The organism is Streptomyces sp. LE64 (assembly GCF_052606915.1).
The window spans coordinates 3,066,985-3,088,681 of the sequence record NZ_CP199708.1; the positions used below are offsets into that span (position 1 = coordinate 3,066,985).

The 21,697-nt window shown below is 71.9% G+C and carries 18 protein-coding genes and 1 tRNA gene; 9 read left to right on the top strand and 10 right to left on the bottom strand.

Annotation, left to right across the window (positions count from 1 at the left end; translation table 11 throughout):
- Positions 1-67: 67 nt before the first annotated feature.
- Positions 68-1,057, bottom strand: a complete 990-nt coding sequence (locus ACSMX9_RS13925) for a hypothetical protein (protein ID WP_445402643.1) — start codon at positions 1,055-1,057, stop codon at positions 68-70.
- Positions 1,058-1,417: 360 nt separating this feature from the next.
- Between ACSMX9_RS13925 and ACSMX9_RS13930 the strand changes: the two genes are divergently transcribed.
- A complete protein-coding gene (locus ACSMX9_RS13930; protein WP_445402644.1) occupies positions 1,418-3,685 on the top strand; it encodes a heavy metal translocating P-type ATPase in 2,268 nt (755 codons plus the stop codon).
- Positions 3,686-3,931: 246 nt separating this feature from the next.
- Positions 3,932-5,350, top strand: coding sequence for an MFS transporter (locus ACSMX9_RS13935; RefSeq protein ID WP_445402645.1), 1,419 nt, complete (start codon positions 3,932-3,934; stop codon positions 5,348-5,350).
- A 96-nt stretch (positions 5,351-5,446) separates the two neighbouring features.
- Here the strand turns inward: ACSMX9_RS13935 and ACSMX9_RS13940 are convergent, their stop codons facing one another.
- The 3 genes from ACSMX9_RS13940 to ACSMX9_RS13950 all read right to left on the bottom strand — a co-directional run bounded on the left by ACSMX9_RS13940 (position 5,447) and on the right by ACSMX9_RS13950 (position 6,849).
- Complete coding sequence (locus ACSMX9_RS13940; protein ID WP_445402646.1) at positions 5,447-6,004, bottom strand: DUF4240 domain-containing protein; 558 nt, start codon at positions 6,002-6,004, stop codon at positions 5,447-5,449.
- A 58-nt stretch (positions 6,005-6,062) separates the two neighbouring features.
- Entirely contained in the window at positions 6,063-6,557 is a 495-nt protein-coding gene (locus tag ACSMX9_RS13945) for a GNAT family N-acetyltransferase (protein ID WP_445402647.1), read from the bottom strand.
- A 208-nt stretch (positions 6,558-6,765) separates the two neighbouring features.
- A tRNA-Leu gene (locus ACSMX9_RS13950) sits at positions 6,766-6,849 on the bottom strand.
- 860 nt (positions 6,850-7,709) lie between these two features.
- On the opposite strand from ACSMX9_RS13950, the gene ACSMX9_RS13955 reads away from it, so the two are divergent.
- The 6 genes from ACSMX9_RS13955 to pknB all read left to right on the top strand — a co-directional run bounded on the left by ACSMX9_RS13955 (position 7,710) and on the right by pknB (position 15,958).
- Positions 7,710-8,531 carry an FhaA domain-containing protein gene (locus ACSMX9_RS13955; RefSeq protein WP_445402648.1) on the top strand — a complete coding sequence of 274 codons (822 nt, stop codon included), beginning with the start codon at positions 7,710-7,712 and terminating at the stop codon, positions 8,529-8,531.
- 10 nt (positions 8,532-8,541) lie between these two features.
- Positions 8,542-9,054 carry an FHA domain-containing protein FhaB/FipA gene (locus ACSMX9_RS13960; RefSeq protein ID WP_351243816.1) on the top strand — a complete coding sequence of 171 codons (513 nt, stop codon included), beginning with the start codon at positions 8,542-8,544 and terminating at the stop codon, positions 9,052-9,054.
- Between the two features lie 131 nt (positions 9,055-9,185).
- Positions 9,186-10,811: a Stp1/IreP family PP2C-type Ser/Thr phosphatase gene (locus tag ACSMX9_RS13965; RefSeq protein ID WP_351243818.1), complete on the top strand. Its 1,626-nt coding sequence runs from the start codon at positions 9,186-9,188 to the stop codon at positions 10,809-10,811.
- Positions 10,812-10,837: 26 nt separating this feature from the next.
- Complete coding sequence (locus tag ACSMX9_RS13970) at positions 10,838-12,265, top strand: FtsW/RodA/SpoVE family cell cycle protein (protein ID WP_445402649.1); 1,428 nt, start codon at positions 10,838-10,840, stop codon at positions 12,263-12,265.
- Positions 12,262-13,731: a peptidoglycan D,D-transpeptidase FtsI family protein gene (locus ACSMX9_RS13975; protein WP_445402650.1), complete on the top strand. Its 1,470-nt coding sequence runs from the start codon at positions 12,262-12,264 to the stop codon at positions 13,729-13,731. Before ACSMX9_RS13970 ends, ACSMX9_RS13975 begins: the two co-directional genes overlap by 4 nt.
- 172 nt (positions 13,732-13,903) lie before the next feature.
- The gene (gene pknB / locus ACSMX9_RS13980) at positions 13,904-15,958 is read left to right on the top strand and encodes a Stk1 family PASTA domain-containing Ser/Thr kinase (protein ID WP_351243824.1); all 2,055 of its coding nucleotides are present in this window, start codon (positions 13,904-13,906) and stop codon (positions 15,956-15,958) included.
- 79 nt (positions 15,959-16,037) lie between these two features.
- On the opposite strand, the gene ACSMX9_RS13985 is transcribed toward pknB, so the two are convergent.
- The 5 genes from ACSMX9_RS13985 to ACSMX9_RS14005 form a co-directional block, all read right to left on the bottom strand.
- The gene (locus ACSMX9_RS13985) at positions 16,038-16,793 is read right to left on the bottom strand and encodes a class E sortase (RefSeq protein ID WP_445402651.1); all 756 of its coding nucleotides are present in this window, start codon (positions 16,791-16,793) and stop codon (positions 16,038-16,040) included.
- A gap of 41 nt (positions 16,794-16,834) precedes the next feature.
- Positions 16,835-18,052 carry a class E sortase gene (locus ACSMX9_RS13990; RefSeq protein WP_445402989.1) on the bottom strand — a complete coding sequence of 406 codons (1,218 nt, stop codon included), beginning with the start codon at positions 18,050-18,052 and terminating at the stop codon, positions 16,835-16,837.
- A 248-nt stretch (positions 18,053-18,300) separates the two neighbouring features.
- A complete protein-coding gene (locus ACSMX9_RS13995) occupies positions 18,301-18,939 on the bottom strand; it encodes an aminodeoxychorismate/anthranilate synthase component II (RefSeq protein WP_445402652.1) in 639 nt (212 codons plus the stop codon).
- Positions 18,936-19,121 (bottom strand): hypothetical protein, encoded by a 186-nt coding sequence (locus ACSMX9_RS14000; RefSeq protein WP_351243945.1) that lies wholly within the window; start codon positions 19,119-19,121, stop codon positions 18,936-18,938. Before ACSMX9_RS14000 ends, ACSMX9_RS13995 begins: the two co-directional genes overlap by 4 nt.
- A 207-nt stretch (positions 19,122-19,328) precedes the next feature.
- On the bottom strand, positions 19,329-20,105 hold the full coding sequence (locus ACSMX9_RS14005; RefSeq protein ID WP_445402653.1) for a DUF881 domain-containing protein: 777 nt from the start codon (positions 20,103-20,105) through the stop codon (positions 19,329-19,331).
- A gap of 144 nt (positions 20,106-20,249) precedes the next feature.
- Here ACSMX9_RS14005 and crgA point away from each other — a divergent pair, with 144 nt between their 5' ends.
- The gene (gene crgA, locus ACSMX9_RS14010) at positions 20,250-20,501 is read left to right on the top strand and encodes a cell division protein CrgA (protein ID WP_351243834.1); all 252 of its coding nucleotides are present in this window, start codon (positions 20,250-20,252) and stop codon (positions 20,499-20,501) included.
- Positions 20,502-20,797: 296 nt separating this feature from the next.
- Here crgA and ACSMX9_RS14015 read toward each other — a convergent pair whose 3' ends face one another.
- Positions 20,798-21,688: a rhomboid family intramembrane serine protease gene (locus ACSMX9_RS14015; protein ID WP_445402654.1), complete on the bottom strand. Its 891-nt coding sequence runs from the start codon at positions 21,686-21,688 to the stop codon at positions 20,798-20,800.
- Positions 21,689-21,697: the final 9 nt, after the last annotated feature.

Genomic DNA, 21,697 nt, shown 5'->3' on the forward strand with positions numbered 1-21,697 from the left:
ACGCCGAGGACGGCGGGGGTGCGGAGCGACTCGCTCCGCACCCCCGCCGTCGTTCCCGGGCACGGGCTCAGTGCTGGTGGCCGTCCTCCCCCGCACCGTCGGAGGGCGCCTCCGCGGGTGCCGAGGGAGCGGCCGCACCGCCGGCCCGCACGGTGAACTCGGCGGTCCGCACCTTCCCCTCGTGCTGGAAGTCGAGGAAGAGGCGGTAGGTCCCGCTGCTGGGCGCGGTGGCGGTGAAGGACACCTCGGGCCCCGGCTCGGTCTTCCCGTCGCCGGGCTCGCCGTTCGGGTGGACGTGCAGGTAGCCGAGGTCCCCGGCGCGCAGCGCCACCAGGTGGCCGTAGGCGCCCAGGTAGGGCTGGAGGTCGGTGACGGCCCGGCCGTCCTTGCTCACCGACAGCCGCAGTTCCTCCGCCGCACCGGGGCGCAGCCCGCCGTCCAGGGTGACCGCGTACCCGTCCACGGTGGCCGTCCGGGCCGGGGCGGGGACCGCCTCCGGGCGGTACGCGCCCGAGACCGCGAGGTCGGTGCCGAGGGTCAGGTTCCGGGCCTCGCCGCCCCGGTCGGCACCGGGCGTGAAGTCGGCGAAGATCCGGTAGTCGCCGGCCCGGGGCAGCTCGACGGGCGTGGACCAGGTGCCGTCCGCGGCACGGACGGGGTGCAGGTGGCGGTAGGTGTTCAGATCGCGCGAGGCCACGATGAGGTGCAGGTCCTTGCCGTGCTCGCGGGTGAAGGAGGTGAGCGCCTCGCCCCGGTCGTCCCGGATGACGAACTCCAGGTCGGCCTCGCGCCCGGCGGGGACGCGCGGGGTCAGCAGGTCGACGGCGTAGCCGCCCTCGGCGCTCTGGAGCCCGCCGGGCCGGTTCGCCTCGGCGGCCGGCTCCTCCTTCCCACCGGCCCGCTTCCCGCCGGCGTCCGCCCCGTCCTGCTTCGCGTGCGTCCCGTGCGCCGCGGGCTCCGGGTTCACCGGGTCGACGCCCACGCCCACGCCGTAGGCCGTGCCGAAGGCCGCCGCCAGGACTGCGGCATAGGCGGTGATCTTCACTGCGGTGTTCATGACTGTTGCTCCTGACGGCGTTGACGGCGGAACCACGGGCGTACGGGTGCGACCACTGGGGTGGGTGCGTCCGGTGGGGGCGCACGGGGTGGACAGTGGAAGGGAGGCGGACGGGCCCGGTGCCGCGTACGGCGACGGCGTGCCCGTGGTCCGCGGCCTTGCCGCGCACCCCGCGCGGTGGAGCCGAGGGCCCGCTCCCCCCTACGAAGCTATACCCCTAGGGGGTATATTTCCAGTCCCGACGAACCCTTGTTTTCGATAGGGGCCGGGGGTATACATGACTTCGACGCCAGATACCCCCATAGGGTATATTGGGAAGCATCGGGTCCACCGCTCGGGCCCACCAACCGAGGAGCAGTGATGAGCAGCACGCTCGCCCCGACCGAGCAGGTCGAGCTGGCCATCGGCGGCATGACCTGCGCCTCGTGCGCCGCCCGCATCGAGAAGAAGCTCAACCGCATGGACGGGGTCGAGGCGACCGTCAACTACGCCACCGAGAAGGCCAAGGTCAGCTTCTCCGGCGAGGTCGCGGTGGCGGACCTGATCGCGACGGTCGAGGCCACCGGCTACAGCGCCACCCCGCCCCCGCCGCCGAACGCCGCCCGGGACGCGGGCGGGGCCGGGGACACCCGGCGCGAGGACGCGGCGGACGACGAGCTGCGCCCGCTGCGCCAGCGCCTGGTCACCGCGGTCCTGCTGTCCGTCCCGGTCATCGCGATGGCGATGGTCCCGGCCCTCCAGTTCGAGTACTGGCAGTGGCTGAGCCTCACCCTCGCCGCCCCGGTGGTCGTCTACGCGGCCTGGCCCTTCCACCGCGCCGCCTGGACCAACGCCAAGCACGGCGCGGCCACCATGGACACCCTGATCTCGGTCGGCACCTCGGCCGCGTTCCTGTGGTCGCTGTGGGCGCTGTTCTTCGGCACCGCCGGCGAGCCCGGCATGACCCACCCCTTCGAGCTCACCATCGCCCGCACCGACGGCGCCGGCAACATCTACCTGGAGGCCGCGGCCGGCGTGACCGCGTTCATCCTGGCCGGCCGCTACTTCGAGGCCCGCTCCAAGCGCAAGGCCGGCGCGGCCCTGCGATCGCTGATGGAGCTGGGCGCGAAGGAGGTCACCGTCCTGCGCGAGGGCCGCGAGGAGCTCATCCGCATCGAGGACCTCTCGGTCGGCGACCGGTTCCTGGTCCGTCCCGGCGAGAAGATCGCCACCGACGGCACCGTGGTGGAGGGCTCGTCCGCGGTGGACGCCTCCATGCTGACCGGGGAGTCGGTCCCGGTGGAGGTCCAGGTCGGCGACGCCGTCACGGGCGCCACCCTCAACGCCGGCGGACGCCTGGTGGTGGAGGCCACCCGGGTCGGCTCGGACACCCAGCTCGCCCGGATCGCCCGGCTCGTCGAGGACGCCCAGAACGGCAAGGCCGCCGCCCAGCGCCTCGCTGACCGCATCTCCGCCGTGTTCGTGCCCGTCGTGATCGCCCTGGCGCTCGGCACGCTGGGCTTCTGGCTCGGCAACGGCGCCGGCCTGACGGCCGCGTTCACCGCGGCGGTCGCCGTCCTGATCATCGCCTGCCCCTGCGCCCTGGGCCTGGCCACCCCGACCGCGCTGATGGTCGGCACCGGCCGGGGCGCCCAGCTCGGCATCCTGATCAAGGGCCCCGAGGTCCTGGAGACCACCCGCAAGGTCGACACGATCGTGCTGGACAAGACCGGCACGGTCACCACCGGCCGGATGACCCTGCTGCGCACCCACACCGCCGAGGGCCAGGACGAGGCCGAGGTGCTCCGGCTGGCCGGCGCCCTGGAGCACTCCTCCGAGCACCCGATCGCCCGGGCCGTCGCCACCGGCGCCGAGGAGAAGGTCGGCCCGCTGCCCGCCCCCGAGGACTTCGCCAACGTCCCCGGGCTGGGCGTCCAGGGCGTGGTCGAGGGACACGCGGTGCTGGTGGGGCGCGAGCGACTGCTCACCGAGTGGGCGATGGAACTGCCCGCCGAACTGAAGCGCGCCAAGGACGAGGCCGAGGCCGCCGGGCGGACCGCGATCGCGGTGGCCTGGGACGGCGAGGCCCGGGCGGTGCTGGAGGTCGCCGACGCGGTCAAGGACACCAGCGCCGAGGCCATCCGCCGGCTGCGCGGCCTGGGGCTGACGCCGATCCTGCTGACCGGCGACAACCGGGCGGTCGCCGAGTCGGTGGCCCGCGAGGTCGGGATCGACGAGGTCATCGCCGAGGTCATGCCCGAGGACAAGGTCGCCGTGGTCAAGCGCCTCCAGGGCGAGGGCCGTTCGGTGGCGATGGTCGGCGACGGGGTGAACGACGCCGCCGCCCTGGCCCAGGCGGACCTGGGCCTGGCGATGGGCACCGGCACCGACGCCGCGATCGAGGCGGGCGACCTGACCCTGGTCCGCGGCGACCTGCGGTCCGCGGCCGACGCGATCCGGCTCTCCCGCAAGACGCTGGGCACCATCAAGTCCAACCTGTTCTGGGCCTTCGCCTACAACGTGGCGGCCCTGCCGCTGGCCGCGGCGGGCCTGCTCAACCCGATGATCGCGGGCGCCGCGATGGCGTTCTCCTCGGTCTTCGTGGTGGGCAACAGCCTCCGGCTGCGCGGTTTCCGCGCCGCCGGCTGAGCCGCCCGCCCCGGGGCGCCCACGGGCCCCGTACCGGTCACCCGACCGGTACGGGGCCCTTCGCGTTCCCGGGCCGGGGCCACGCCCCCGATCCGGCGCGTCCGGATCGGCGCCGCCGGCGCACGCACCCGCGAAAGCGCCGGAATTCTTTGCCGAACCACCCTTCCCAGATACCCCCTCGGGGTATAAGGTCAAGCTCAGCTCAAGATACCCAGGGGGGGTATCTGAATCGAAGGGTGCTGAACGATGTCGACCGTCAACCCACGGCGCTGGTGGGCGCTTCTCGTACTGGCCACCGCCCAGTTCATGGTGATCATGGACACCTCCATCATCGGAGTCGCCCTCCCCGAGATGCAGCGGGACCTGGGCTTCTCCCAGGGCGACCTCCAGTGGGTCTTCAACGCCTACGTCATCGCCTTCGGCGGGCTGCTGCTGCTCGGCGGACGCCTCTCCGACCTGCTGGGCGCCCGACGGATCTTCGTCTCCGGCTGGGTCGTCCTGATCGCCGGCTCGGTGGTCGCCGCCGCCGCGAGCACCGCCTGGGTCGAGATCGCGGGTCGCGCGGTGCAGGGCGTGGGCGGGGCACTGATCGCCCCCGCCTCCATGACCCTGCTGATGATGCTCTTCGGCCACGACTCCAAGGAGTTGGGCAAGGCGCTCGCCCTCTACGGCGCGGCGGCCCCCGCCGGCGGCACCGCCGGCGTCTTCCTCGGCGGCGTGTTCACCGAGTGGGCGAGTTGGCCGTGGATCTTCATCATCTACGTTCCGATCGGCATCGCCACCCTGTTCGCCACCGGCCTGCTGCCCTCCGTCGCCGGCCGCCGCGGCTCGGTGGACCTGCTGGGCGCCGTCTCCGTCACCGCCGGACTGGCCCTGGCCGTGTTCGCCGTGGTCCGCGCCCCCGAGGTGGGCTGGGGGACCACCCAGACCGTGCTGCAACTGGCCGGCGCCGCCGCCCTGCTGGTCCTCTTCCTGCTGGTGCAGCGCTCCGTCAGGACGCCGCTGATGCCGCTGGGCGTGTGGCGGACCCCGGGCCTCGGCGTCTCCAACCTCGCGATGACGCTGCTGGGCGCGGCCTGGATCCCCATGTGGTACTTCCTCAACCTCTACCTCCAGCAGGTCCTCGGCTACGGCGCCTTCGCCAGCGGCGCGGCACTGCTGCCCATGACCGGACTGCTGATGGTCTTCATGACCCTCATCACCGCCCGGCTGCTGGGGCGCTTCGGGCCCAAGCCGCTGATCACGGGCGGTCTGCTGGTGCTGGCCCTCGGCCTGCTGTGGCTGTCGGCCGTCGAGCCCACCGGCACCTTCCTGGTGGACGTGCTGCCCGCCTCCCTGGTGGCGGCGACCGGCATGTCGCTGGCCTACATCCCGGCGATGATGTCCGCGATCTCCCACGTCCCGCAGGAGCAGGCCGGACTGGCCTCGGGCATCGTCAACACCACCTACCAGGTGGGCTCGGCGCTCGGCCTGGCCGCCCTCACCGCACTCGCCACCTCGCAGGGCGCGGGCGCCCTGGGGGACCTGCCGGCCCTGACCGAGGGCTTCTCCGCCGCCTTCCTCGGGGCCGCGGCCCTCGCCGCGCTCGGCGCCCTGGCCACCGCCCTGCTGATGAAGGGCCCGCGGGCCCAGGCGGCGCCGTCGACCGAGCGGGCGAACGCCTGACCGCCGCGGGAGCCATGCCGCCTCCCGCGCGACCGACCGGCCCTGGTGAGCCCCCCGCGCCCACCAGGGCCCCGTCGTCGCCGCGGCGTCACCGCCTCAGAGGTAGCGGGCGGCGAGCCGCGGCAGCCGGCGGGCCATCTCCTCGTCGTCGTCGAAGTCGAACTCCTCGCCCATGTCGTCCACGACGACGAGCGGCGCCTCGCGCTGCGCCCGGTAGCGCTGCCAGAGCTCCTGGAACTCCGTCCCGCCGCCGGTGATGCGCTTCAACGCGTCGCTCGCCGCGTAGTTGACGCCCTCGTAGAAGAAGTCGGCGTCGCTCGGGGCGCCTTCGCCGCCGGCCACCGCGGGGTGGTCGGCCAGGGCGTCCGGGTCGGCCGCCACCGTCTCGTACCAGTGCCGGCCCGCCGCTATCAGCCCGGCCCGGAAGTCCATGAAGCCGTCGTCCGAGCAGCCGCCGCCGACGAGGTACGCGGCGGCCCACACGTCCCACCGGTACACCGCCTGCCGCAGGTCGTCGAAGTGCGCCTGGTAGCCGAGGACGTCCTCGGCGCCCCGGGCGGCCAACTCGTCGACCAGCGCCTCGTCGAACGGCTTCGCCGCCGTGGTGGCCGACCGCGCGGCGTCGATGACGCCCCAGAATTCGTTGATGTCCACCCGACCAGCCTCGCACCGGGGTCTGACAGCGGGCCCGCGACCGCACGGGAGCCGCCGCTCACCCCTCCCCCGGGCCGAGTTCCTTGCCGTAGCAGACCTCCACGTACGGCCCGGTGCGGTACGCCGGGATCTCGCGGTAGCCGTGGCGGACGTACAGCGCCCGGGCCTCGACCAGGTCGAGGCGGGTGTTGAGGACGGCCCGGCAGGCACCGAGCCGGCGGGCCTCCTCCTCCAGCCTCGCCAGCAGCAGGCCGGCGCCCCCGGTGCCCCGGAAGGCCGGCCGCAGGTAGACGCGGGTGACCTCGGCACGTTCGGGGTCCAGCATCAGCACCCCGCCGCAGGCGGCGGGCGCGCCGTCGACCCGGCCCACGACGAACCGACCGGTGGGCGGCGCGAGGAGTTCCGCACCGTCGCCGCCGAGGCCCAGGTCGACCTCCGCGGCGGTCGCCGGCCGCCGCCAGTAGCGGCTGGCGACCTCGTCGTAGTAGTCGCGGCGCAGTCCGGTGGCGTCCGCGGTGTCGAAGGCTTCGGGGGCCAGGTGCCACGGGGTCATGGGGCCATCCAGCCGGAACGCACCCGCCCCCGCCAAGCGGTTTTCGGGGCGGCGGGGAGGAAACCGGCGCGCCGTCCGGCGCCCTGAGACCTTCCTCACAGGGTCGCGACGACCCGACACCGGCCCGGAACGAAAAGAACGGCCGGCATCGTCTTCACGATGCCGGCCGTTCCGATGTTTCACCGGAGCACCCGGAGGTGCTTCCTTGTGCGCGAGGGGGGAGTTGAACCCCCACGCCCTTTCGGGCACTGGAACCTGAATCCAGCGCGTCTGCCTATTCCGCCACCCGCGCTTGGGTGTTGCCTTCGAGCCCCTCACCGCTTGGTGCGGCGCCTTCCGACATGCAGAAGACTAACACGCTGGGGAGGGTGCGTTCACCTCCGTATGCACCGCCCCGCGCACGGGGTGTCCCCGCAGGTCGGAGCGGTCCCGGCCGCCCGGATCGCCGCCCGGGGAGGTCCGGCGACGGCGCGCCCCGGCCCCGGAGGGCGGCGGGGGCCGGCGTCCGGAGCGGGGCCGGTGGAACGCACCACCGCATCCGGACGTTCTCCTCCTACGGAAGGCGACACGGACGCACCGCCCGCCGCGCCGCCGGCCGGGAGGGTGGCGGCGCGGCGGGGAGCGGGCACGGAGAAGGGGGAGGGGCGGAGGAGGGCGAGTCCCGGCACCCGCGCACGAGCGCGCCGGGACGGGCGGGACCGCGCAGCCGCGGGGCGACGACGGACAGCGGCGGACGGAGGCGGGACGGGGGGCGTGCCGGAGCACCGGGCGGGGTCCGGAGGACGCCGCGGGGCTTCACGAAGCCATCACGACCGTCCCCGTACCGTCCCGAGCCGGCACCAGGAGGCCCCCGAGCCGCCGATGCGGACCGGAGCGCTCCCCGAGTGCGGGACACTGACCCGGAAGCACCTCTACGATCCCCCTGGAACACGTTGTCGAGGGGGCCATGGGGCCACCGCGACGGGGAAGGCTCGTAGGGAACCGGCACAGCCGTCCGCCCGGGGACGGATCACCGGCCCCGACCACGGGGGACGACCTGTGAAGGTCGACACTCAGGGGCCGGCGGGACAGGGGGAACCAGCCAATTCACCGGCGCGTGGATACGATCAGTAAGCAGTACCAGGACGGCAGCCAAGGAGAAGGAGGTGCCCCGTGGGAGTCCTGAAGAAGTTCGAGCAGCGCCTCGAAGGTCTGGTCAACGGCACCTTCGCCAAGGTCTTCAAGTCCGAGGTCCAGCCGGTCGAGATCGCCGGCGCGCTCCAGCGCGAGTGCGACAACAACGCCACGATCTGGAACCGCGATCGCACCGTCGTCCCCAATGACTTCATCGTGGAACTGAGCGCCCCGGACTTCGAGCGCCTGAGCCCCTACTCGGGTCAGCTCGGCGACGAACTCTCCGGAATGGTCCGCGACTACGCCAAGCAGCAGCGGTACACGTTCATGGGACCGATCAAGGTCCACCTGGAGAAGGCCGAGGACCTCGACACCGGTCTGTACCGGGTGCGCAGCCGCACCCTCGCCTCCAGCACCTCGCAGGCGGGGCAGGGCCCGGGCCCGGGCGGCGCTCCCGCCCCCGGCGGGCGGCCCGGCGGCTACGGCTACCCGAACCAGCCGCCCGGCGCCCCTCCGATGCCCTCCACCCCGCCGCCCGGCCGGCCGGCCGGCGGACCGGTCGGCGCCCCGTCGGGAGCGCAGACCCGGCACTGGATCGAGATCAACGGCACCCGCCACCAGATCTCCCGCCCGACGCTGGTGCTGGGCCGCAGCACCGACGCCGACGTACGGATCGACGACCCCGGCGTGTCCCGCCGGCACTGCGAGATCCGGACCGGCGCCCCCTCGACGGTCCAGGACCTCGGGTCCACCAACGGGATCGTGGTGGACGGGCAGCACACCACCCGCGCTACGCTCCGCGACGGCTCGCGGATCGTCGTGGGGAGCACCACCATCATTTACCGGCAAGCCGAAGGGTGAAGCGGGGGCAATGTCAGAGCTGACCCTGACGGTCATGCGGCTGGGTTTCCTGGCCGTACTGTGGCTGTTCGTGATCGTGGCCGTCCAGGTCATCCGCAGTGACCTCTTCGGCACCCGGGTGACCCAGCGGGGGGCCCGTCGCGAGGGCGGACGCGCACAGCAAGGGGGACGCCAGGCAGCGCCCCCGCCGCAGCGGAGCCAACAGGGCGGCGGTCGCCAGCGCCGCGGCGCCCCCACCAAGCTGGTCGTCTCCGAAGGCAGCCTCACCGGGACCACGGTCTCCCTCCAGGGGCAGACGATCACCCTGGGGCGGGCCCACGACTCCACGATCGTGCTCGACGACGACTACGCCTCCAGCCGCCATGCCAGGATCTATCCCGACCGGGACGGACAGTGGATCGTGGAGGACCTCGGGTCCACCAACGGCACCTATCTCGACCGCGCGCGGCTGACGACCCCGACCCCGATTCCGCTGGGCGCGCCGATCCGCATCGGCAAGACCGTCATCGAGCTGCGGAAGTAGTGCAACGTCATGAATGAGCGCCAGCGGAGCGCACGCGCCGGAGCGGTCCGTACGACGACGGACACCGGTGCGTTCCCGACCGGAGGGTGGGCACGGTGCGGAGGTACCCGGAGCCGACGGGCGAGGTGCGCATGAGTCTGTCACTGCGCTTCGCCGCCGGATCGCACAAGGGCATGATCCGCGAGGGCAACGAGGACTCCGGCTACGCCGGTCCCCGGCTCCTCGCGATCGCGGACGGCATGGGCGGCCAGGCCGCCGGCGAGGTCGCCTCGTCCGAGGTGATCTCGACGCTCGTCACCCTCGACGACGACGTGCCCGGATCCGACATCCTGACCTCGCTCGGCTCCGCCGTGCAGCGCGCCAACGACCAGCTCCGGTCGATGGTCGAGGAGGACCCGCAGCTGGAGGGCATGGGCACCACGCTCACCGCCCTGCTGTGGACGGGCCAGCGCCTCGGCCTGGTGCACGTCGGGGATTCCCGCGCCTACCTGTTGCGGGACGGCGTCCTGACCCAGATCACCCAGGACCACACCTGGGTGCAGCGGCTGGTGGACGAGGGCCGGATCACCGAGGAGGAGGCCACCACGCACCCGCAGCGCTCGCTGCTGATGCGTGCGCTGGGCAGCGGCGACCACGTCGAACCGGACCTGTCGATCCGTGAGGTCCGCGCCGGCGACCGCTACCTGATCTGCTCGGACGGACTGTCCGGAGTGGTCTCCCACCAGACGATGGAGGAGACCCTCGCCAGCTACCAGGGCCCCCAGGAGACCGTGCAGGAGCTGATCCAGCTCGCGCTGCGCGGCGGCGGCCCCGACAACATCACCGTGATCGTCGCCGACGTCCTCGACATCGACAGCAACGACACCCTGGCCGTCAACCTCTCCGACACCCCCGTGGTGGTCGGCGCGGTCGCCGAGAACCAGCACCAGCTCCACGAGGGCAACGCCATGCAGACCCCGGCGGGCCGCGCCTCGGGGCTGGGACGGCAGGTGCCGGGCCAGGGCGGCGGTCGCGGCGGCGAGTTCGGCCCGCCCGGCAGCGGCGACGCCTACGCGCCCGACGACGGCTACGGCGCCTACGACGACGAGGACTTCGCCAAGAAGCGCGGTGGTCGTCGCTGGTTGAAGACCTCCTTCTTCGTCGTCCTCGCGCTCGCCGTCACCGGCGGCGCGCTGTACGGCGGCCACCGCTGGACGCAGACGCAGTACTACGTCGGCACCAAGGACGAGCACGTCGCGCTCTACCGGGGCATCAGCCAGGACCTCGCGTGGCTGAGCCTGTCGAAGGTGCAGAAGGACCACCCCGAGATCGAACTCAAGTACCTGCCGCCGTACCAGCGCAAGCAGGTGGAGGCGACGATCGCCGAGGGCGGCCTCGCCCAGGCCACCGACAAGATCAACGAGTTGGCGACCCAGGCGTCCGCCTGCCGCAAGGACGCCGAACGGCGCGCCGCCGAACGGGCGAACGCCAAGCCCGGCGAGGGCGAGGCCGGCGGCACCACCGGCGGCGGGACCGGCTCCGACGCGCCGGGGCAACCGGGCGCGTCCGCGACCCCGGGTGCCGCCGCGGGCGGCGGCGGGGCACGGCCGGCGTCCCTGAAGCGGGCCCCCACGCCGACGCCCCAGACGTCCACGTCGGCCACGCCGACGCCCGAGGGGAACGAGAGCCGCGAGCCCGCCTCCCCGCCCGCACCCACACCCGGCCCCAGCTTCTCCGCCGAGGAGCAGAAGCTGGTCTCGCTGTGCGGTAAGCAGTAAGCAGCCGTGAGGGGCCCTGTCACACCATGAGCAGCAATTCGACGACGCACACCTCCACCATCGGCGCCATCGGCGCGCCCAGCAGACGCAACACCGAGTTGGGCCTGCTGGTCTTCGCGGTGGTCATCCCGGTCTTCGCCTACATCAACGTGGGCCTCGCCATCGACGGCGAGATGCCCACCGGCGTGCTCGGCTACGGCATCGGTCTGGGACTGCTGGCGGGCGTGGGCCACCTGGTGGTGCGGAAGTTCGCGGCCTACGCGGACCCGCTGCTGCTGCCGCTGGCGACCCTGCTGAACGGGCTGGGGCTGGTGGTGATCTGGCGGCTGGACAAGTCGCCCCGCCTGCACGCCCTGGCCGAGGGGCAGGGCAACGCGTTCGTCGCGGCGGCCCCGCGCCAGCTGCTGTACTCGGCGATCGGCATCGCCCTGTTCGTCGCGGTGCTGCTGCTGCTGAAGGACCACCGGATCCTCCAGCGGTACACCTACATCTCGATGGCCGCGGCCCTGGTGCTGCTGCTGCTGCCGCTGGTGCCCGGGCTGGGCCGGGACGTGTTCGGCGCCAAGATCTGGATCAGCGTCGCCGGCTTCTCCATCCAGCCGGGCGAGTTCGCGAAGATCGTGATCGCGGTGTTCTTCTCCGGCTACCTGATGGTGAAGCGCGATGCGCTGGCGCTGGCCAGCCGCCGCTTCATGGGGCTGTACCTGCCGCGTGGCCGTGACCTCGGGCCCATCCTCACCATCTGGGCGGTCAGCCTGCTGGTGCTGATCTTCGAGAACGACCTGGGCACCTCGCTGCTGTTCTTCGGCATGTTCGTGATCATGCTGTACGTGGCCACCGAGCGCACCAGCTGGATCGTGATCGGCCTCGGCATGTCCGCGGCCGGCGCGGTCGGCGTGGCGTCCTTCGCCGGCCACGTGCAGTCCCGGGTGGACGCCTGGCTGGACCCCTTCGGCTGCTACGACGCCTCCGGCGCCTGCACCCAGATCGCCCAGTCCGTGATGTCCTTCGGCTCCGGCGGGGTCCTCGGCACCGGGCTCGGCCAGGGCGACTCCGACCTGATCGGCTTCGCCGCCAACTCCGACTTCATCTTCGCCACCTTCGGCGAGGAGCTCGGGCTCGCGGGCGCCATGGCGATCCTGCTGATCTACGGGCTGATCATCGAGCGGGGCCTGCGCACCGCGCTGGCCGCCCGCGACCCCTTCGGCAAGCTGCTGTCGGTCGGTCTGTCCGGGGCCTTCGCGCTCCAGGTCTTCGTGGTCGCCGGCGGCGTGATGGGCCTCATCCCGCTGACCGGCATGACGATGCCGTTCCTCGCCAACGGCGGTTCCTCCGTGATCGCCAACTGGGCGCTGATCGGCATCCTGATCCGCATCAGCGACACGGCCCGCCGCCCCGCGCCCGCGCCCGCTTCGAACCCCGATGCCGAGATGACCCAGGTGGTCCGCCCGTGAACAAGCCCGTGCGCCGGATCGCGATCTTCTGCGGCCTGCTGATCCTCACCCTGCTCATCCGCGACAACTGGCTCCAGTACGTCCGCGCCACCGACCTCCAGGAGAACTCCAAGAACCGCCGCATCTCCATCGAGCGGTACGCCCAGCCGCGCGGCGACATCATCGTCGACGGCAAGTCGATCACCGGGTCCACCAAGACCAACGGCAGCGACTACGCCTACAAGCGGACCTACAAGAACGGTCCGATGTGGGCGCCGGTCACCGGCTACGCCTCGCAGGCGTTCGGGGCGACGCAGTTGGAGTCCATCGAGGACGGCATCCTCACCGGCAACGACGACCGGCTGTTCTTCCGCCGCACCCTGGACATGCTGACGGGGGAGAAGAAGGAGGGCGGCAACGTCGTCACCACCCTCAACGGCGCCGCCCAGAAGGCCGCGTTCGAGGGGCTCGGCGACAAGAAGGGCGCGGTCGCCGCGATAGACCCGACGACCGGCGCGGTCCTGGCGCTGGCCTCGACCCCGTCCTACGACCCGTCGAGCTTCGCGGGCAACTCCACCAAGACGGACACCCCCGCCTGGGAGAAGCTCCAGAAGGCCAACGACCCCGACGAGCCGATGCTGAACCGGGCGCTGCGCCAGACCTACCCGCCCGGCTCGACCTTCAAGGTGGTCACCGCCGCCGCCGCGCTGGAGCACGGGCTGGTCGACGACCCGGACGCCAAGACCGACACCCCGCTGCCGTGGACCATGCCGGACACCACCCGTCCGCTGGAGAACGACGGCCCGCTGCCCTGCAAGGACGCCACCCTGCGGGAGGCGCTGAAGGTCTCCTGCAACACCGTCTTCGGCAAGGCCGGCTCCGACCTCGGCAAGGACAAGATGCGGGAGACGGCGGAGAAGTTCGGCTTCAACTCCGAGCAGTTCGTCCCGGTCCGCTCCTCGGCCTCGGTGTGGCCGAAGGAGATGGACCGCCCGCAGACCGCGCTCAGCTCGATCGGCCAGTTCGAGACGGCGGCGACCCCGCTCCAGATGGCGATGGTGGCCGCCGCGGTCGCCAACGACGGCAAGCTGATGCAGCCCTACATGGTGGACGAGCTCCAGGCGCCCAACCTCGACGTGATCGAGAAGCACTCCCCCAGCGAGCTCAGCCGCCCGCTCTCCGAGGAGAACGCCCAGAAGCTCCAGTCCATGATGGAGACCGTCGTCGACGAGGGCACCGGCCGCAACGCGCAGATCAACGGCGTGAAGGTGGGCGGCAAGACGGGCACCGCGCAGCACGGCGTCGACAACAGCGAGAAGCCGTACGCGTGGTTCATCTCCTACGCCAAGACGGACTCCGGTTCGCCGGTCGCCGTCGCGGTGGTCGTGGAGGACAGCCAGGCCAGCCGGGGCGACATCTCCGGTGGCGGACTGGCCGCCCCGATCGCCAAGTCCGTGATGCAGGCGGTCATCAACAGCAAGAAGTGACCCCGGTCACGTTCCTTTCACATCGGTGCACGTTGCGATACCGGTCCTGTATCGGGTGACGTACACGGCCGGGGCAGGTAGGACGATCCGGGTACGGTGAACCCCGGACAGCACACCGCCGGACCGTACGACGACGGTACGGTCGGGACCGACGGAGAGGGCTGGAATAGCTATGGAAGAGCCGCGTCGCCTCGGCGGCCGGTACGAGCTGGGCCAGGTGCTCGGCCGCGGTGGCATGGCCGAGGTGCACCTCGCGCACGACACCCGGCTCGGCCGCACCGTCGCCGTGAAGACGCTGCGGGCCGACCTGGCCCGCGATCCGTCGTTCCAGGCCCGGTTCCGCCGGGAGGCCCAGTCCGCCGCCTCGCTCAACCATCCGGCGATCGTCGCGGTCTACGACACCGGCGAGGACTACATCGACGGCATCTCCATCCCGTACATCGTGATGGAGTACGTCGACGGTTCCACCCTGCGGGAGTTGCTGCACTCGGGCCGCAAGCTGCTGCCGGAGCGGTCGATGGAGATGACCATCGGCATCCTCCAGGCCCTGGAGTACTCGCACCGCAACAACATCGTCCACCGCGACATCAAGCCCGCGAACGTCATGCTGACGCGCACCGGGCAGGTCAAGGTGATGGACTTCGGCATCGCCCGCGCGATGGGTGACGCCGGCATGACGATGACGCAGACCTCCGCGGTCATCGGCACCGCCCAGTACCTCTCCCCGGAGCAGGCCAAGGGCGAGACCGTCGACGCCCGGTCCGACCTGTACTCCACCGGCTGCCTGCTGTACGAACTGCTGACGGTGCGTCCGCCGTTCATCGGGGACTCCCCGGTGGCGGTGGCCTACCAGCACGTGCGCGAGGAGGCCCAGCCGCCGAGCGTCTTCGATCCGGAGATCACCCCGGAGATGGACGCGATCGTCCTGAAGGCGCTGGTCAAGGACCCCGACTACCGCTACCAGTCGGCCGACGAGATGCGCGCCGACATCGAGGCGTGCCTGGACGGCCAGCCGGTCGCGGCGACCGCGGCCATGGGCGCGGTCGGCTACGGCGGGGGCTACCCGGGCGGCTACGGCGACGAGCAGGCGACCACCGCGCTGCGGCCCCAGGACAACGCCGCACCGACCACGATGCTGCCCCCGGTCCCCGCGGGCGGGGACGGCTACGACTACGACGACCGGCCGGGCCGCCGCCGGCAGAAGAAGAACGGCGCCTCCACGGTGCTGCTGGCCGTGGCCGGCGTCCTGGTGCTGGTGGGCGCCATCCTGATCGGCAAGTGGCTCTCCTCGGACACCGAAGCCGACCCGATCAAGGTGCCGAACCTGGTGGGCGAGAAGCTGTCGGTCGCCGAGGAGCGGGTGGACAACGCCCGGCTCAAGTCGACCGTGACCCGCAAGCCGTGCGAGGACCAGCCGAAGGACAACGTCTGCGCGCAGGACCCCGCCCCGGGCACCGAGGTCGACGAGAACGAGGTCATCACCCTGACCGTGTCGACGGGCGCCCCGAAGGTCGCGGTGCCCAACGTCATCGGCGACGACATCGAAGCGGCGACCGACCGCCTGGAGGAGAAGGGCTACGACTTCAAGGTCGAGACGGAGTTCAAGCAGTCCGAGGAGCCCGTGGGCAGCGTCCTCGACCAGGACCCGAGCTCCGGCACCGAGGTCGAGAAGGGCTCGACCATCACCCTGACCGTGGCCAAGGCCAGGGAGCGGGTGGCCGTGCCGGACCTGGCCGGCCAGACCTGTGACGCGGCCAAGCAGCAGCTCCAGGACAACAACCTGGTCGGCACCTGCACGGAGGTCGAGTCCTCCGAGGTGGAAGCCGGCAAGGTCCTCGCCCAGTCCCCCACGGCGGGCACCCCCGTCGTCCCCGGCTCCACGGTGTCCGTGCAGATCGCCAAGGCGCCGCCGGAGGAGGAGGAAGAGGAGGAGGAGCAGCCCCAGCAGGTGCAGGTCCCGCAGGTGATGAACAAGACGCTCGGCCAGGTGAAGCAGGAGTTGGCCGCCGCGGGCCTCCAACTCGGCGGGGTCGGCGGCCCCAAGGACGACAACGCCATGGTGGTGGCGGCCAACCCGCTGCCCGGCACCCAGGTTCCGGCGAACACCGCGGTCTCGGTGCAGACCATGCCGGGCCAGCCCTCCGGAACCCCCGGCGGGGGCGACGGCGACGGCGACAACGACGAGATCGGCTTCTTCGGCGGATCGTTCGGCGGACGCCGGTACTGACGCGGCGCACGACGGAAGGGGCCCGGCACCGCCGGGCCCCTTCTCCGTTCCCCGTCCCGCCCGGAACCGGCGGGCCCGGTCAGCGCAGTTCGGCCGGGGGCGTCCGCTCGGCGTCGACCTCCTCGGTGCGCACCAGCTTCCCCCACACCACGTACCGGTAGGTGGAGGTGTACTTGGGCGTGCAGGTGGTGAGGGTGATGTACTGCCCGGCCCGCTTGGCGCCGGACTCGCGGGGCACCGGGTCGAGGACGTCCACGTTGTACTTCGAGGTGCTCGGAAGCATCGCGTACACCTCGTACACGTACCAGGTGTCCTGGGACTCGAAGACGATCGGGTCGCCCTTCTCGATCCTGTCGATGTCGTGGAACTTGGCCCCGTGCCCGTCCCGGTGCGCGGCGAGCGAGAAGTTCCCCTCGCCGTCCTGCGGCAGGGCCGACCTGACCGGCTTGGTGTAGTAGCCCGCGACCCCGTCGTTGAGGAGGTCCGTCGCGGTGCCCTTCCTGACCAGGATCTCCTCCCGCCCGTTCATCGTCGGGACGTGCAGGAAGCCGATGCCGTCCTTGGTGTCCAGGGCCCCCGGCCCCTTCGGGCCGCCGCCGTCCCCGGCCCAGGTGTCCCGGACCCGGTCGCCCTGTTCGTCGGCCTTCCGGTCGGCGACGACGTTGGTCCACCACAGCGAGTACACGACGAACAGGGCGAGCACCAGCCCGGCCGTGATCAGGAGTTCGCCGAAGACGCTGACCGCCGCGGCCGCCCTCCCCCGTGCCCGCGGCGCCGGCGCCTGCTCCCGTGCGTCCCCCTCGGACCGCTCCCGCGGCCCTCTCCTCGCTACCACTGCATCGTGCCCTGTCTGTCCGTGCGTGCCGTCCGGGTGGCTCAGTCGACGAGCGCGTCCGGTTTCCCCTGGGAACGCGGCCGTTCCTCGGCCATCTTGCCCCAGACGATCAGCCGGTACTTGCTGGTGAACTCGGGGGTGCAGGTGGTGAGCGTGACGTAGCGGCCGGGTTCGGTGAAGCCGGACCCGGGCGGAACCGGGTCGAGCACCGCGACGTTGCTCGGCGGGGTCTGGGGCAGGATGCTGGCCATCTTGTAGACGAAGTAGGTGTCCTGCGTCTCGACCACGATCGGGTCGCCCGGCTTGAGACGGTTGATGTAGCGGAACGGCTCGCCGTGGGTGTTGCGGTGGCCCGCGACCGCGAAGTTGCCCACCTTGTCCTGCGGCATCGCGGTCTTCAGGCTGCCCTCGGCGTAGTGGCCGACCATCCCCCGGTCGAGGACCTTGTCCTTGTCGATGCCCTCGGCCACCGGAACCACCACGTCCAGGGTGGGGATGTGCATCAGGGCGAAGCCCTGCCCCGGCTCGAAGGAACCGGGGGCCCGCTCGCCCTTGGCCCAGTCCTCCTGGATCCGGTCGGCGGCCCCGTTCGCCTGCGCCTGCGCCCGGACGTTGGTCCACCACAGCTGGTACGTGACGAAGAGCAGCATCAGCACGCCGACGGTGATGAAGAGTTCGCCCAGCCCCCGGCTGACGACCACCCCGACGGTGGGCTTGCGCGCCCGGGCCGCCCGCCGCGCCTCCGCCCGGCTCAGCGGCGCCGCGTCCTCGTCACCGTGCTCGTCGTCCTCGTCGTCGTACGCGTCCTCGTGGTCGTCGTAGGTCTCGTGGTCGTCCTCGCGCCCGTGGCGGTCGCCGGCCGCGGGGCGGGCGTCCCCGCCGGTGTAGCGCTCGTAGGCGTCGGCCGCAGCCTCGACGAGGCCGCTGGACGGCCCGTACGCCGCCGCGGAGCCGTGCGGAGGTGTTCCGGCACCCGGATGGTCTCCGAGGGGTGGATGGGGCGCGTAGGGCTGTGGGGACGGGGTGTCCACGGGAACGGGGGACGGCGCGTACGCGGTGGGCGCGACGTCGTGGGGCCCGCCGGGATGCTGCACCCCGTACGGCTGGCCGTCGAGGGGGTACTGGCCCGGGTACGGGGGCGCGGGGGCGGCGGGCCACCCCGCGCCCCCGGCAACGGGGTCGTACGGTGCGGGCTCCGGACCGGGCGTCCCGCCCCAGTCCCGGGCGTAGCCCTGGGGGTCGTACCACTCGCCGGGCAGGCTCTGGACGCCCGTTCCGTAGGTGGTGCCGTACCCGAACGAGGAGTCGGGCAGCGGGTCGTACAACGGGTCCGCGAGGTCCCGCACGGCCGCCTCGTACCCGTCCGCGGCGCTCCACGGCGCGGCGGGCTCCGATGCGCCCTGCGGGGCCCCGTACGAGAGCTGCCCGTGGCCGGGGTCCCCGTACGGAGCGGTGGGCCGGCCGCCCGGGTCCACCGGTCCCGAGTCCCGCTCGGGCCGGACCGCTGTCACGCGGAGGCCCTGCCCACCACGGGGGCGAGCCCCGCCGATCTGGCCACCGCGTCGCCGTACCCACACTCCACGAGCCAGTTGGCCAGCATCCGGTGCCCGTGCTCCGTGAGCACGGACTCGGGGTGGAACTGCACGCCCTCGACGGGAAGCTCCCGGTGGCGCAGGCCCATCACGATCCCGTCGTGGGTCCGTGCCGTGACCTCCAGTTCGTCCGGCACCGTCGCGGGCTCGGCGGCCAGCGAGTGGTAGCGGGTCGCGGTGAACGGGGAGGGCAGTCCCGCGAAGACCCCCCGCCCGCCGTGCTCCACCAGCGAGGTCTTTCCGTGCAGCAGCTCCGGGGCGCGGCCGACGACCCCGCCGTAGGCGACGGCCATCGACTGCATCCCGAGGCAGACCCCGAAGACGGGCACCCCCGTCCCGGCGCAGTGCCGGACCATCTCGATGCAGACCCCGGCCTGCTCCGGCGCACCGGGCCCCGGGGACAGCAGCACCCCGTCGAACCCGTCCTGCGCGTGCGCGGGGGAGACCTCGTCGTTGCGGAGCACCTCGCACTCGGCACCGAGTTGGTAGAGGTACTGCACGAGGTTGAAGACGAAGCTGTCGTAGTTGTCGACTACCAGAATCCGCGCGCTCACTGGGCCCTTCCCTCGTCGACGGTGACGTCGTTGAAGGGGAGCAGGGGTTCGGCCCAGGGGAACACGTACTGGAAGAGCACGTAGACGACCGCGAGCACGAGGATCAGCGAGAGGATCGCCTTCACCCACGCATTGCCCGGCAGATGTCGCCAGATCCAGCCGTACATGCCGTCCCTACTCACCGTCGGTGTTGCTAGTGCGCCCACCAGAGTACGGGGACGGGGCCGGGAACAGCGGGGGTTGGTGGGCAAACCCCCTCACCGGGCGGGGCCCAGCCCCGCCCTGGGGGTCGCCGCGGCGGGGAAAGCGACCGGCTTGCCCGGTTCGGCCGCCGGGGCTGTCGGGAATGTTCCACGTGAAACACCTGCTGGGAGATGCGTCACGGGGACTCAGCGGACCGGTTCGGCCTGGTGGAGGTCCACGGCGCCGGCGTAGCCGGGGAGGGTCACCGTTCCCTCCTCGTCGACCTTCCACCCCAGTCCGTAGGCGTTGACGTACAGCATGTAGTTCTGGATCGCGGGTGCGGCGGTGAGGGCCCGCTTCAGCTTCGCGGTCTCCCCGACTGCGGTGATCTTGTACGGGGGGGAGTAGACCCGGCCCTGGAGGATCAGGGTGTTGCCCACGCAGCGCACCGCGCTGGTGGAGATCAGCCGCTGGTCCATGACCCGGATGCCCCGCGCCCCGCCCTGCCAGAGCGCGTTCACCACGGCCTGGAGGTCCTGCTGGTGGATGACCAGGTCGTCGGGCTGGGGCTCGGGGTAGCCGGGCAGCTTGGGGCGGGCGTCCGGCGGGGCGTCGTTCAGGGTGACCGTGAGGGCCGAGCCCCGCAGTTCCCGGGTGCCCGCCTGGTCCTCCAGCGCCTCCAGCCGGGAGTCCGGGGCGGCACCGTCGCGCCCCTGCTCGGCCAGGCCCGCCACGTCCTCGCGCAGGACGCGGAGGCCCCCCTCCAGCTCGCCGTTGCGGTGACTGCGTTCCTCGATCAGGTCGGAGAGCTTCAGCAGGGAGGCGTCGGTGCGGATGTTGGTGCCCTTGGCGGTGTTGAAGCTGGTCACGAAGAGGAGACCGGCCAGGGCGAAGACCGCGGCGGTGAGTGCGCGCGCCGGGCGCCAGCGCCGCGGCGGGGCGGGGGTGGTGCGCACACCGGGGGAGTCGGCAGAATTGCTCAACGTACCCTTGCTCCTTACCGCGCCGAGGAAGCACTACGCTAACGGACGCCCGGGGGAGCGACTCCCCCAGCTCCGCTTGCCCGCTCCTCGGAGCCCGTCCACCGTCCCGCGCGGCCACGCAGCGCATCGACAGGAGAGCCCCTCGTGCCGAAGTCACGTATCCGCAAGAAGGCCGACTACACGCCCCCCACGGCGAAGCCCACCGCGATCAAGCTGACCAACCGCAGCTGGATCGCCCCGCTGATGCTGGCGATGTTCTTCGTCGGCATCGCCTGGATCGTCGTCTTCTACGTGACGGACGGCTCGCTACCGATCGACGCCCTGAACAACTGGAACATCCTGGTCGGCTTCGGCTTCATCGCGGTGGGCTTCGGCGTCTCCACCCAGTGGAAGTGATCCGCGCCTAGGATTCCTGCCCGGCCCCCAGGGCCCGCGGGGCCCTTCGGGCTGCCGGGCCGGGGTACCGGGCGTCGAGTTATCCACAACCCTGTCCACAGTGGGGAAAAGGTCAGACGATCTGTGGATAACCCATGGGACGTTGACGCCGATGTGACTGACCGATCGGCAATCCGAAAACAGGTTCGCCCCTTGCCCCGTCTGGGAAAACCCAGCTCCCCCTCAGGGGCACAGGTGTTCCCCACCCCCTGCACGAGATCCGCCACGCACTGTGGACAACCTCGCGGTGCTCGGGCTCAGACGAGCGTGGCCGTCCGCACCACCACGGCCACCACGGCCACCAGCAGCACGGCCGCACAGGTTCCCCACTGCACCAGGGAGCGCCGTTCGCGGGGGGCGTGCACCATGCCGTAGGCGATGGCCACCCCCGCGATCAGACCGCCCACGTGCGCCTGCCAGGCGATGCCGGACATGGTGAAGGTGAAGATCAGGTTGATCGCCAGCAGGGCGAGCACCGGACGGAGGTCGTAGTTCAGACGCTTGACCAGCACCGCCGTGGCCCCGAACAGCCCGTAGATCGCACCCGAGGCGCCCAGCGAGGCATGGGTGGGGTCGACCAGTACGTAGGTCAGCGCTCCACCCGCGAGACCCGAGATCAAATACAGCGCGAGGTACCGCGTCCGGCCGAAGGCCGCTTCCAGCGGACCGCCGAGCCACCAGAGGCTGAGCATGTTGAAGGCGATGTGCCAGACCTCGGAATGCGCGAACATCGAGGTCACCAGCCGGTACCACTGGCCGTCCGCCACGCCCTCGACGGCGAAGTGCGGCGCCGGCCAGGCACCGATCAGGAACAGATCGGTGACCAGACGCTCATTGGTCTGGATCGCGATGAAGACGAGGACGTTGATCGCCAGGAGGATCTTGGTGACCAACCGGGAGTCCCGGACGAGGGGCGCCCCCGCGAGGGTGCGGGGCTGGTTGGCGGTGGGACCGTGCCCGGTGCCCGAGCCCTGGCGCACGCACTCGGGGCACTGGAAGCCCACTGAGGCGCTGATCATGCAGTCCGGGCATATCGGCCGCTCACAGCGCGTGCAGCGGATACCGGTCTCCCGCTCCGGGTGCCGGTAGCACCGCACGGGATTCTCGGCGTCCCGTGTGCCCTGCGGCCCGCCTGGCACCTGGTCCATGGGGGTTCT